7 protein-coding genes are annotated in these 13,496 nt (G+C 43.8%); 1 reads left to right on the top strand and 6 read right to left on the bottom strand.

Annotated features, from left to right (window positions below; genetic code table 11):
• Nucleotides 1–63: 63 nt before the first annotated feature.
• The 6 genes from LAY57_RS28055 to LAY57_RS28030 all read right to left on the bottom strand — a co-directional run bounded on the left by LAY57_RS28055 (nucleotide 64) and on the right by LAY57_RS28030 (nucleotide 12,495).
• Nucleotides 64–1,857 (bottom strand): diguanylate cyclase, encoded by a 1,794-nt coding sequence (locus LAY57_RS28055; protein ID WP_249070469.1) that lies wholly within the window; start codon nucleotides 1,855–1,857, stop codon nucleotides 64–66.
• A 123-nt stretch (nucleotides 1,858–1,980) separates the two neighbouring features.
• Nucleotides 1,981–2,415, bottom strand: a complete 435-nt coding sequence (locus tag LAY57_RS28050; RefSeq protein WP_249070468.1) for a response regulator — start codon at nucleotides 2,413–2,415, stop codon at nucleotides 1,981–1,983.
• A 123-nt stretch (nucleotides 2,416–2,538) separates the two neighbouring features.
• Complete coding sequence (locus LAY57_RS28045; RefSeq protein WP_249070467.1) at nucleotides 2,539–5,586, bottom strand: PAS domain S-box protein; 3,048 nt, start codon at nucleotides 5,584–5,586, stop codon at nucleotides 2,539–2,541.
• The gene (locus tag LAY57_RS28040) at nucleotides 5,573–8,248 is read right to left on the bottom strand and encodes a response regulator (RefSeq protein ID WP_249070466.1); all 2,676 of its coding nucleotides are present in this window, start codon (nucleotides 8,246–8,248) and stop codon (nucleotides 5,573–5,575) included. The genes LAY57_RS28045 and LAY57_RS28040 overlap by 14 nt, the downstream gene beginning before the upstream one ends.
• Before the next feature lie 253 nt (nucleotides 8,249–8,501).
• Nucleotides 8,502–9,707, bottom strand: coding sequence for a hybrid sensor histidine kinase/response regulator (locus LAY57_RS28035; protein ID WP_249070465.1), 1,206 nt, complete (start codon nucleotides 9,705–9,707; stop codon nucleotides 8,502–8,504).
• The gene (locus tag LAY57_RS28030) at nucleotides 9,700–12,495 is read right to left on the bottom strand and encodes a hybrid sensor histidine kinase/response regulator (protein WP_249070464.1); all 2,796 of its coding nucleotides are present in this window, start codon (nucleotides 12,493–12,495) and stop codon (nucleotides 9,700–9,702) included. The genes LAY57_RS28035 and LAY57_RS28030 overlap by 8 nt, the downstream gene beginning before the upstream one ends.
• 78 nt (nucleotides 12,496–12,573) lie before the next feature.
• On the opposite strand from LAY57_RS28030, the gene LAY57_RS28025 reads away from it, so the two are divergent.
• The coding region (locus LAY57_RS28025; RefSeq protein WP_249070463.1) for a response regulator at nucleotides 12,574–13,496 on the top strand (923 nt) is incomplete at its 3' end.

The following is a 13,496-nucleotide window of genomic DNA, read 5'->3' as shown; positions in this document are numbered from 1 at the left end:
TTGCTGATTATGCAAAAGAAGCCCTAGCTTTCTTTGTTGCCTTTCAATATTGCTTTGGCACTTTTACGAACAAGGGAAGGGCGACGCCTGGGGGTCGTAAAAGGTCTGGCAAATGCGATTTCTTCCTTTTGCTTTGGCTTGATAGAGCGCTCGATCGGCATCCTGAATTAAGGTGTAGGGAGACTTTTGCGAGTAACGTTCCCAGGTTGTGCCGGAAAACTCGATACTAGCAACACCTACGCTGATGGTGACGTATTGACTGACGGGAGATTTCAGATGGGAGAACTTGAGCATTTCTACTTTGGCACGGATTTCTTTAGCTACAATGAGGGCACCGGCAGGATCTGTATTAGGTAGAATAATAGCAAATTCTTCGCCGCCGTAACGAGCGATTAAATCGGCTGGACGCTTGCCAGCCGAGACTAGAACTTTGGCAATTTGTTGTAAGCAACTATCGCCTGCGGGATGACCGTAGTTATCGTTATAAAGTTTGAAAAAGTCGATATCGCACAGAATTATTGACAGCGGTATTTGCTCCCTTGCCGCTCGCCGCCACTCAATATCGAGAACTTGATCGAACCGACGGCGGTTGGCAATTCCAGTTAAACTATCTGTGGTGGCGAGTCGGTGTAATTTTTGGTTGGCTATTTCTAATTGACGGTAAAGTTCGGATTGTTGAATTGCGATCGCCACCTGGGCGGCCAGTTGTTTGAGAAAATCTATCTCCCACTGCTGCCACTGACGCTCTCCGCTACAATGATGCGCCATTAGCAGTCCCCACAGTTGGATTTGGGATTTGGGATTTGGGATTTGGGATTGGATGAGATCGTTAAATTTGGCATTTGGGATTGACCCCAAGGATGAATGCGGGGGCTGGCAACCAATAATTTCTTGGTCATAATTAGTTGGTTGGGAGTCGGAGTTCTCCTCGTCCCTTTTTTCTTTTAACTTTTGACTTTGGACTTTTGACTTTTCTTCGTTGTTCTCTTCCATTCTCCAATCCCCCATTTGAAAGATAGGTAAAGTCAAAAGAGCTGTGACGTGAAAATCTGCTAGAATTTTTATGTATTCAGAATCTAATTGTGCAGTTTTAACATCTTCCACTGCATGGATAAATTCGGAGTCGCCCAGTAACAGACAAGGCATGGCTAAGCTAGCATAAAAGTCTTGGTTCCAGCTACAACAATTCTCAGAACCGACAGCTTCCACAAGGACTGCACGGTCGGCCTCTGAGAGGGATTCTGCGATCGAAGATTGGCAGCGGTAAATCACAACTCGATCGATCTGCAAAAATTGCCGCACTTCTGTTACCGTTGTTTGGAGAATGTCTTCTAGGTCAATGGAAGAGCGGATGCGCTCTATCATTCGGCCCAAAACCCGCTCTCGTTCTGCCTGTAACCGATGCGCCTCTTCTGTCCGCTGACGTGCGATCGCATAGCGCATGGCACGCACTAGCAGTTCCCTTTGAAACCCCCGCTTGACTAGATAATCCTGCGCTCCAGCGCCTACCGCCTCAACCGCCATGTTTTCATCATTCAAAGCTGTCAAGACTACAATAGGGACAGTTGGCGCTTGTACTTTCACCTTCTTTACAGTATCCAGTCCAAAGCTGTCTGGCAAAGACAAATCTAATAAAATTACGTCAAAGTCATCTTCAACTAAATACTTTAGCCCTTCGTCCAGACGGTGGGCTGCTTTTAGACGAAACTGAGTTTTACCGAATGACCCCAAGAGTTCTTCTATGAGTTCGGCATCTGCGGGGTCATCTTCTACCAAAAGAATTCTAAGGGGAGAATCAGGCATCATCACGACTTTAGTGATGTATTGGTATTTAATTTTGCAATTGTGGCTCACCATTAACGGTAATTACTGCCAATTGACACTGTGTTAATATTATTACATATTTATATATGTTACCTAATAAAACTTACCAAATCTTAAAAAAACATTACATAAGGTTACCGGCTCTCCCATCTACTGTCAAAATGAAGTGGGATCGGATGGTAACGAGACAATTTCAAACCAGTAGCGACATAAACAAGTCATTACCCTAACCAATTCTTTAAAAGTTAGCGGTTTGACTATAAATGAATTTGCGCCCAAGCTATAGCAGTTAAAAATGTCTTTTTCCTGCTGTGAAGTTGTCAGCACAACGATGGGAATGTGCCCCAATTTAGGATCGGACTTGATTTCTTTGAGTGCTTCTCGCCCATTAAGGCGGGGCATATTTAGATCTAGCAAAATTAGATCTGGGCGCGGGTAACGCTTCGTAGCAGAAGCATATTGACCGCGACAGTACAAATAATCTAGCAATTCCTCGCCATCTTCCACGAAGTAGATATTCATAGCTAAGGGAACTTCTAGCAACGCTTCCTCCATCAAAAAGCAGGCGTTCTCATCATCGTTAGCTATCACTATTGTGAATTTTTTTGTCTTAATATATGTTTTCTCCTTTTAAGGGCAATTTCTAAAGGTAACAAAGTTTGCCGATCAATAAAGTGATATGACATAATGTCAAACTTGTCAATATGGATGAGCTTAGAAGTTGCTATTGGGAAGAGTAAAATAAAAAGTTGAGCCTTGACCTAGTGCCGATTCTACCCAGATGCGCCCACCGTGACGTTCAACAATCTTTTGACAAATTGCTAAACCGATGCCAGTGCCGGAGTACTCCTTTTGGGTATGCAGACGCTGAAAGATCTGAAAGATGCGATCGCTCTGTTTGGGATCGATACCAATTCCATTATCGCTCACAGAGAACAACCACGCACCCTCAAAAGCAAAGGCGCTGACGCGAATCAGCGGCGGTTCCTCCCGACGGTACTTAATCCCATTACCGATTAAGTTTTGAAACAGTTGTACCAGTTGAGAAGTATCTGCAATTACTACGGGAAGTTCGCTCTTTGTCACAGAAGCTTGACTTTTGCGGATGGTTGCTTGGAGATTGGCGCAAGCTTCCTCAAACACCAGATTGCAGTCACAAGGCTCAAAAGGCTTCTGACTCCTACCAACCCGCGAATACAAAAGCAAGTCGTCAATCAGCCTTTGCATTCGGATGACTCCGCTCACGATTTTGTCGATATAGTTATTGGCTTTGGCATCAAGTATATCCTTGTAACGTTCTTCCAAAAGTTCGGCGTAACTGGCAATAGTTCCTAAAGGCGCTTGCAAATCGTGGGAAGCGACATAAGCAAACTGTTCGAGTTCGGCATTAGAACGAGCGAGTTCTTGGGAGTAGCGGGTTTGGTTTTCAAGTAATTGAGCTTGATACAAGGCTATCCCTAACTGGTTGGCTAATTGTTGCAAAAGTTCAATTTCCAATTGCGCCCATTCCCTTGTTTCACCGCATTGCTGAACGCAGAGCAAACCCCACAGGTTCACTGGTGTTTGAGATTGGGAATTCGCGGTCGATTCTGCATCTTGGGTGTCGTGCTTTTGGGCTAGATTCACTTGATTGCGAACCAGAATTGGCAGAATTAGGTTAGAGCGAATCTGATACCGCTGGAGAATTTCTAGATAGCAAGAAGTGAAGCCAGCCGACTCAACATCAAAACAAACGTGAATGCGCCCCTGCCGATATCTTTCAAGGTATTCATCGAATAAAGCCTCATCTTTGATGACCTGACCCTGCATGATTGGAAAGCCAGTCAAAACCGCTTCATTGACAACTTTTCCCGTTGCTTCTGGCAATAGGCGAAAGAACAAAACGCGATCGGCATTGAGGGTAGTTTGAAGTTGGGTGACGGTTGTTTGGAGAATTTCTTCAATTGACAACGACTCGCGGATTTTCAGAGTCAGAGATGCTAATAATTGCTGGTACTGGGCTTGGCGGAGTTTTTCTGCTACTGCTTGCGATCGCGTACAGTAGCTGTAGATCATTTCGCCGACGATTCGCAGCAGTTGAACATCTTCTTGGGACCAATCTTTGCGATTTTCTCCAAAATTTTCAAACCCGATAGTTCCCCAGGGTTGACCGGACTGAGTGTTGATAGGAACAGCCAGCACAGAGCAGACACCGAGAGACTTCAGCAGGTTTTTTTCAAGTTCGGCTGCTTCTGGGAGCGCATCAACATCGGAGATCACTGCATTTTCATTTTTTAGATATTTTTTCAGCCACCAAGGGAATAGAGAAGAGTCTACATTTTGCAAATTTTGGATCTGGGGTTGAGTTTGACTGTCGCACCATTCATAGACCATATCAGCTATGGTGCTGTTGCCTCGGAACCGGGTCACATAGGTGTGATTGGCACCAACTGCAACTCCTAGAATTCCCATAACTCGATCGATATCGGCGGCTTCGTTGATGGCAAGTTCTCTCGATACCTCCGCCAAGGCTGTTTCTAGCAGTAGTCGATATTGCAGTTGTTTTTCGGCACTTTTGCGCTCTTGGATATCCTCAAGTGCAGTGATGAGATAGCTGAGGCCCCCATCGCCTTCTAGCACTCCCGACACGGTTAGATTTCCCCATCGCAGGCGACGATCTTTGCGAATGTAGCGCTTTTCTAGGGAGTAAGTTTGAATCTTGCCAGTTAACACTTGACGATAATATCTGAGATCCATCTCTAGGTCGTCTGGGTGGGTGATCTCTTGGAAAGTCTTCGACAAAAGTTCTGACTCGGTGTATCCCAAAAAGTCGCAAAGCTTTTGGTTGACTCGGAGAAGCTGACCCGATGGTGCCGATATCGAACTCGCCACAGCTGCTTGCTCGAAGATTGCTCGGAAGCGTTGTTCGCTTTCTCGTAAAGCTTCTTCTGCCTGTTTGCGCTGGGTAATATTAATGGCGATTCCCGCCAACCGGTATATCTCTCCAGACTCGTTCCAGATGGGAAAGGTGCGATCGAGTATCCAGACCATTGAGCCATCGGGACGGATAACGCGATATTCCTGCTCGATACCTTCGCCTTGGAACAGACGCTCCCTGGAATTTTGAATCTGCTGTTGGTCTTCTGGATGGACAGCCAAGAGCCAGCTATTTCTTTCTTGGTAGGCACTTTGGCAACTCCGACCCCAGATTTGTTCGTAAGCCGGACTGACGTAAAGAAGCTGGCCCATCTGGATATCTGCGATCCAGAAGCATTCGCTAATGCAGTTAGCCATCTGGCGGAAGCGTTGTTCGCTTTTTCTAAGGGCTGTCTCTGCGATAATGCGATCGCCAATCTCCTGTTCTAATAATTGATTTTTTTCTTGCAGTTGCCGCGTCACCGATCGCAATTTTAAATGTACATTAATACGTGCTAAAACTTCTTGTTTTAAAATAGGTTTTGTGATATAATCAACCCCACCGACACTCAACCCTTTGACTTTATTCACCCCATCCGCAAGAGCCGTCATAAAAATTACCGGAATATCTTGAGTCTCTGGCTTAGCTTTCAAGCGGCGGCAAATTTCAAATCCGTCTATATTCGGCATCATTACATCTAGTAAAATCAAGTCTGGTAAAATTTTTGCCAGCTTTTTTAAGGCACTTTCTCCCGACTTCGCTATCAAGACCAGAAAACCCTCTTCTTGCAAAAAATTGAACAGGATTTTGAGATTAGTCGGTTGGTCGTCAACTATTAAAATAGTTGGTGAATTAGCTGTTTTCATAGCGATCCATTTCAATATATTGTTCGATTAAATTCAGGATTTCTTCTTCTTCAAACTCTTGCGCCAGTTCTAGTATTTTAGTGGCAAAAGGCACGTATTGAGGAGACAATTGCTGGATGCTGTTTGCTTCCACTTCTACACTGGCAATGTCGCCAATTTCAGCGGCATTGTAAAGGGCGATTAGTTCCGACCTTGACGGAGCAATTAGTGAGGAAAATTCTTCATTTTGGTTTACTGATTCGTCAGGATCTTCTGCGATCCATTCCAGATGCAAATAGTTTTTTAGCTTGCCAAATAACTCTTCTATTTGAACGGGTTTTGCGAGGAAATCATTACAGCCAGAATCCCGACTTCTTTGGCGATCGACCTCATACACGCTAGCACTTGAAGCAATCACGATCGCATCCGTGAATTCCGGTAAAGAACGCAGGCGTTTCGTCATCTCAAAACCATTCATTACTGGCATCATCAAGTTGGTGATAATTAAATCTGGGCGGACTTTTGTCAGTTTTTCTAAACCTTCTTGTCCGTTAGATGCCTCGATAATTTCAAAGCCGATTGGTGCTAAAATATTAGTGATAACCGAGCGATTTTCCCAAAGATCGTCAACGAGCAATATTTTACGCGGTTCTCCTTGAAAACCAATGATATTTTTGGGTGTAGTTTCGGGAACTTCATCAATTTCTGGTGAGGCGAGTTCCAAATCTAGATCGAAGCGAAAAATGCTGCCTTTTCCCAAGGTACTTTCAACAAAAATTTCACCTCCCATCAACAAGACGATTTGTTTTGCGATCGCTAATCCCAAACCGAGTCCCTCTACTTGGCGCGTTCTATCTCCCACTTGCTCAAACGGCAAAAATATCTTGTCTAATTGTTCTGGAGTCATGCCAATGCCGGTATCTTCAATTTGAAACCGAATCTGACAATTTTGGATTTTGCGCGAAGTGGGCGTCTTGGCGGTTCCCGTCACGATGCCCACCTTCGCAAGAGAGGATTTTGGATTTTGGATTGGGGAATTTTCCCTAGTACTGGGAATATCATCGGCTACCAGTCTAAGCCGGGACAGTGAAACCCCACCCCCTAACCGCCTCCCCGTCCACGAGGAGGGGGGAGAAATACCCCCCCTCTCCGTGGACGGAGAGGGGGTTGGGGGGTGAGGTTCATCATCTTCTATTGGGAGAACATCAACTTTGAAAGTAACGCCTCCAGTATCGGTAAATTTGATGGCATTAGTGAGGAGATTAATCAGGACTTGTTGCAGTCGTCTCTGATCGGCGTTGATAGCTGTCGGTAGTTCTGAACTTGGTTCGTAGGTAAAATTAATTGCTTTTTGTCCCGCACGGAGGCGGCAGATTTCTACTACTTCTGCGAGGAAGGCAGTCAAATTAAAATCTATTGGGTCGAGTTCTATTTTTTGGGCTTCAATTCGAGAAATGTCTAAAATATCGTTAATTAAGCTCAATAAGTGAGTACCGCATTGGTAAATAACGTTAATGCCTTGCCGTTCTTTGGGAGTATTATTTTTGTACCGTTGCAGGATTTGCGCGTATCCTAGAATGCCATTGAGGGGGGTACGAAGTTCGTGGCTCATATTGGCGATAAACTGGCTTTTGGCGCGGTTGGCGACTTCCGCTGCTTCTACTGCCTGTTGCAGTGCTGCTTCTGCTTCTTTGCGATCGCTAATATCCTGCATCGTGCCAAATACTTTGATTACCCTACCCTCAGCATCTGCGATCGCTTCTCCTTTGCAAAAAACATACCTGATCGAACCATCAGGTCGCACAATCCGATAGTCAATCTCATAATTTTGACCTAACTCTAGCGTCCGTCTTACTGTTTGTAACCAAAATTCATAGTCATCCGGGTAAATGTATTTTTGATACTCCTCAAGACTATGTTCTTTCTTATCTGGATCGAGTCCTAAAATCCGAAATTTTTCATCGCTCCACGTAAGTTTTTGCGTAGCTCCATTATATTCCCAACTACCTAAATGTGCTAGTTTTTGTGCTTCTTCAAGTCGAGCTTCTTTATTACTTAATTCTTGCGTGCGTTCTTCTACCATCACTTCTAGAATATCTGCATATTTCTTTTCTTGCTGATATAGATGTGCGTTTTGTTTGGCAATTTTTTGGATCTCCGTTTTGTCTTGCTCCAGCTTTGCGATCGCACTAAAAGCTCTCAGTGCCGTTACGACAGCTGTCATTAACTTAGGCTTAGTCAGTTCGGTTTTGGTTTTATAATCATCAATTTGATAGTTAAGGATCACCGTACTTTCTGGCGCTTTTCCTGGCTGTCCCGTGCGGACAATAATTCGCACAATGTCATTGTTTAACGATTCTCGGATATAATTAATCAAGTCCAAACCAGAATAATCTGTTTCCATGACTACATCCACTAAAATCATGGCAATATCAGGCTGAACTTCGATTAATTCTTTAGCTTGTTCACCTGAGTAAGCGCTCACAAAGCTTAGAGATTTACCCTCAAAGGTAAAATTTTTTAATGCTAGTTTAGTAACCCTGTGAACTTCGGGATCATCATCTACTATCAGGATTTTCCAACTTTCTTCTATCTGTGGTTGTTCGATATCCTCTTCGGCAAAGAGTATCTCTTCGTTTGATTCTTCTTCAGGTAAAAGGGGATTTTGATTGGTTTTTGACATGAATAATAAACCTATATTTCTTGAAGTAGCCTAGAAACCCGGTTTCTCGAAGAAACCGGGTTTCTTGAAGTAGTCCAGAAACCCGGTTTCTTTGAGAAACCGGGTTTCTACCTCTGATTTTTTCATCATATAGCAATCGCCAAGGTGGTTAGGGCAACTCCAACTCTTACCTCTGGTTCATAATCCCTGATAGTCGTAAGCTTTTCCCTCTTCCCTCTTCCCTAGTCCCTAGCCCCTAGTCCCTAGTCCCTAGCTATATCGGCAACTGAATAACGAACTTAGTGCCCACTCCTACCTCACTTTCACATTCCACAGTCCCCCTGAGTTGTTGAGTAACCAGATTATAAATAATATACAAACCCAAGCCAGTACTACCTTGAAAGCGGTTTGTAGTAAAGAAGGGTTCAAAGATTTTACTCATATTTTCACTGGCTATGCCTTTGCCATCATCAGTATACTGAAATATTACCATATCTCCCAGCCGATGAAATTCGATTTTGATATGTCCAGAATTCTCTTTTTCATAAGCGTGGGTCAGGGAATTCATCACCAAATTAGTTATAATTTGAGATAAAGCGCCGGGATAACTGTCTAAAGTAAGCTGTTCATCACCTTCAATTGTGACAGTATGTTTATTTTTTTTCAGTTGTCCGGTTAAGGAAAGTATTACTTCTTCGAGATACTCTTTTACTTTAAAGCGACGTTGGAAATCACTAGATTGATCCACGGCTACTTGTTTAAAACTGACGATTAGATCGGCGGCACGTCTGAGGTTAGCTAAAATCATACTACTACTTTCTATTGCCGTATCTAAAAATGTCTCCAAATCCGTGCGTTTCATTTGGTTACTTTTGTAAATACGGGAGAATTCTTTGGTGTCTTCAGCTAAGGTAGATGCTGCCGTTACACTGATACCTACGGGAGTGTTAATTTCGTGAGCTACACCAGCAACCAAGTTACCCAAAGCTGCCATTTTTTCTGACTGAATTAGATGTTTTTGAGCGTCTTGGAGTTGTTGTAAAGTTTTTTCCAAAAGTTCATTTTTTTCCTTAAAGCTTATTTGGAGATTTCGCAAAGTTAAGTGTGTTTCGACCCGCACCCAAACTTCTTCAAATTGAAATGGTTTGGTAATGTAATCTACTCCGCCCAGCGTAAAAGCTTTTACCTTATCTAAGACTTCATTAATAGCGCTGATAAAAATAATAGGTATATCGCGAGTTCGTTCATCTGCTTTGAGATGTTCGCAAACCTGGTATCCATCCATGTGAGGCATGATGATATCGAGCAAAATCAGATCCGGTGGCGCTGTCTGGGCTGATGATAGCGCCAGTTTGCCATTAATTGCTGGGCGGACTTTATATCCTTTTTGAGTCAACATATTGACTAAAAGTTGTAAATTTGCAGTGGTATCATCAACGACTAAGATATCGGCTTTATGAGTAGTTTTAATATCAGACATTTTTCTCTATTCCTTTATGATTTTTTGCTGTTTGAATCAAGGTCAAAATATCATCGTATTGAAAACCTGCGGCCAAGCTGGCTAGCCCGTCACTTAGATTAGGATTGTAGGTACGAATTTCATTAATATAGATGTCAATCATATTCATGTCGATTTGAGTTGCAGCTTGTTCCAAATTTGCCAATAATTCGATCGGCAAAGCAGAAAATGCGGCTGGAGTTAGGGCATTTTGGCGTCCGCCCTCTTTCTGAGTTGAATCGATCGAGTCTGTGGGTTCATCGTAAATATAATTTACGCCTAAATGTTTGTGCATCGCCTCAAAAATGTCTGCTTCCCGGAATGGTTTGCGTAAAAAATCATCGCAACCAGCAGAGAGGACAACAGCCTTTTCTTCCTCAAAAACGCTGGCAGTTAGGGCAATAATGGCGGTAGCCTGTCCTTTGGTGTGGGTTTTGATGTGCTTGGTGGCTTCGTAGCCATCCATCACGGGCATCCTCATGTCCATCCAGATTAAATGTGGACGCCAACTCGACCAGATTTCGATCGCCTCAAGACCGTTGCTGGCTTCTTGGAGGTCAAAGCCAAGCGGCTGCAACATTTTATACAGCAGATGGCGATTTTCCCATCGGTCATCCACAACCAGGATGCGGTAGCGGGGTTGGTTGGGTTCTAGGCTAATAACTCGACGCGGGGACTGTTTGGTTTTGATGTCGGTGGCATCAACTGGAGCGATCGCAATGTCAAACTTGAAGATAGTACCTTTGCCCACCTCACTGCTGACAGTCATTTCACCCCCCATCAGTTTCACAAATTGGCGGCTAATCGCCAACCCCAAACCAGTTCCCTGATGGCTGGTTTTGCCGGTTTTGGTCTGCACAAAAGCTTCAAAGAGGTTGTTTAGTTCATCCGGCGCGATACCTGGGCCTGTGTCTTCCACTTCAAAAGTCAAAAGAAAAAAGTCTGCCTTTTGACTTTTTACTTTTAAAGACACACCCCCAAAATCAGTAAATTTAATCGCATTATTAAGCAGGTTAATCAAGACTTGACGTAACTTGACTTCATCGGTTCGCAGGTATTGTGGGACAGTCGGCGAGAGATCGAATATCAACTGCAAATCCTTATCCTCTGCTTTGAGACGAAACATATCTTCTAGATCCTCAAGCAGGCAATAAAGGTCAAAATTTTCTTCATTAAGCGTAATGCGACCGGCTTCAATTTTAGATAATTCTAGCACTTGATTGATCAACCTAAGCAGGTGTTCCCCACTGCGGCTAATAATCCCGATATTTTGCTGTTGTTCGAGAGTCAGGCTTCCCGCCCTGTTCATCAATTGTGCAAAGCCAAGAATGGCGTTAAGCGGCGTTCTCAATTCGTGGCTCATATTGGCTAAAAATTCGCTTTTCGCTTGGTTGGCAGCATCGGCGGCTGACTTGGCTTTTTGTAACTCGGCAGTGCGTTTTTGGACTTTTATTTCTAGTTCGGAATTAGCATTTTCTAGAGCTGCAAACGACTCTTTTAACTGAATAGCCATCTGGTTAAAAGCGCGAGTCATATTTCCCAGTTCATCGCTGCGTTCTACCTCTAATGTACCCTCTAATTTTCCCTCAGACAGAGCTGTAGCGGCAGCATTTAAGCGCAGAATTGGTTGTGTTACCCAGCGAGCCGTAATAACGCCAACAAATGTAGCTACAATTAAGGCTGCTAGGCACAGCAGAATTGTAGTTCTGGTGTTGGCGTTGATTTGCTCCATGAAGTCGGATTCTGGGATAATCGCGACAATCAACCAATTAAGACCTCGCCTATCTTGGAATGGCAAAACTTGCACAAATTGGCGCTTGCCATCCAGCAAGAAATCAAGTTGTTGTGTGCTGTGAATTTTATTTAAATTACCAAAACGCGAGCTTAAATATTTGGCTGTAAATCGGACTAATTGATTACTGCTATCTATTGCTAAAAGTCGTTTTTGCTCTTTAACGCTAGATCTTTTAATATAAGCTTTTTCTTGGTTTGAGTTCGCCACCAGCGACCCATCACGCTCCATAATAAACACTTGTCCTGAACCACTTATTTCGATACTTTTCAGGAATTTACTTATTTCGTCAATAGTGCGAATAGCATACGTTACTCCCAGCAATTTACCAGTCTTTTCCTCATAGATTGGTTTCGCGAGAGCTAACAGCAACTCTCCCGTATAAATGTGTGGATAGATTGAAGTCCAAGCCGAACCTTTTGCTTGCACCGCAACTTGATACCAGGGTCGCTGTCGAGAATCAAAACGATTGGAAATGCTAATGACTTTCGTTGGATTACCTCGATCGTCTACGGTATATGTAGTATATGGCCCTCCGCCATCTTTCGCTGCTCGAATTACAAAAGTACCATCGCCAAGACGTTCAACAGCCCTGTGTCCTCCTAATGCCGTACCAAATCCGATTATAGTCATGGGAGACCAAGAGCTTAGCTGCGTTTCGTCCCATAATTGACGTTCCTGGCTAGTAAAATCGTTGAAACGCCAAAAACCGCGCTGGAAAGCTCTACTATTGCTTTTATTGATCGAATTTGGTACTTCTAGGTAAGTTTTGATTTTGTCTGCAACACGAGCATTAATTCCGCTTTGCAACTTGGTGACCAGATCGCTGACTGCCTCTTGTCCGTTTCTAAATGAGAGATATCCCGTCAATCCCACGGCGGCAAAGATTTGCAGCATAAAGGGGACAATCAGGACGGTGCGGAGGGGGACTTTTCCAGAAATTTTGGCAACTAAGCGATTGAGAGATTTGATGGACATAGCCGAATGGTTGACTGCTATAATTAAATTTAAAATATAATTTTTGAAAAGTTCAGTGTAAATTATCACTTTGTTACTATGAACAGCCTGACAGACGAGTCAAAGAATTACAATATTATAATTGTTGATGATACCCTGCATAACTTGCGTCTGCTATCAAATATACTAACCGATCGAGGATATAGAGTGCGATGCGTACCCAAAGGGACGATGGCTCTGTCCACAATCCGATTGTATCCGCCAGACCTGATTTTGCTAGATATTATGATGCCTGAAATAGATGGCTATGAAGTCTGCAAGCGGCTAAAAGCAGATGAACGAACTCGCAATATACCCATTATTTTTATTAGTGCTTTGCATGAAGCGCTAGATAAAGTGAAAGCTTTTGCCATTGGTGGAATAGACTATATCACCAAACCGTTTCAAGTTGAAGAAGTTTTGGCTCGCGTCGAAAATCAATTCCGCTTGCAGAAGCTGCAAAAACAGCTTGCGGAGCAAAATGCACTGCTGCAACAAGAAATTCGGGTGCGTCGGGAGGCAGAAATGGCCTTGCGGCAGCAATTAAAGCGATCGCAGCTCGTGGGGGCAATTCTGGAACGCATTCGTTCCTCTCTCAATCTGGAGGAAGTCTTAACAACTGCTGTGCGGGAAGTGCGAGAGTTTTTGTCAACTGACCGGACAATTATTTATCGCTTTAACCCTGACTGGAGTGGGGTTGTAGCTGTCGAGTCGGTAGGCGAGGGGTGGACATCTACTTTGGCAACTGAGATTAAAGACAATTGCTTTATCAACACCTATGTCCCCCTATATCAGCAAGGTCGCATCGCAGCGATCGCAAATATTCAAAAATCAGGTCTCGATCCGTGCCACTTAGATCTGCTCCGTACATTTGAGGTGAAAGCTAACCTAGTAGTCCCCATTATTATAGAAGACGGGGGAATCAAGAGCGGGGGAGCGGGGGAACGGGGGCGCGGGGGAGCAGAGGAGCAGGAAAATTCTGC

The sequence above is a fragment of the Argonema antarcticum A004/B2 genome (assembly GCF_023333585.1).
GTDB classification, from domain to species: domain Bacteria; phylum Cyanobacteriota; class Cyanobacteriia; order Cyanobacteriales; family Aerosakkonemataceae; genus Argonema; species Argonema antarcticum.
Note: the sequence above shows the minus strand (reverse complement) of the source record. Positions and strands in the feature narration are given on the sequence as shown.

Coding starts and splice junctions, on each gene's coding strand:
- LAY57_RS28040 (WP_249070466.1), bottom strand. CDS start 8,248: ATGTCAAAAACCAATCAAAATCCCCTTTTACCTGAAGAAGAATCAAAC.
- LAY57_RS28045 (WP_249070467.1), bottom strand. CDS start 5,586: ATGAAAACAGCTAATTCACCAACTATTTTAATAGTTGACGACCAACCG.
- LAY57_RS28035 (WP_249070465.1), bottom strand. CDS start 9,707: ATGTCTGATATTAAAACTACTCATAAAGCCGATATCTTAGTCGTTGAT.
- LAY57_RS28030 (WP_249070464.1), bottom strand. CDS start 12,495: ATGTCCATCAAATCTCTCAATCGCTTAGTTGCCAAAATTTCTGGAAAA.
- LAY57_RS28055 (WP_249070469.1), bottom strand. CDS start 1,857: ATGGTGAGCCACAATTGCAAAATTAAATACCAATACATCACTAAAGTC.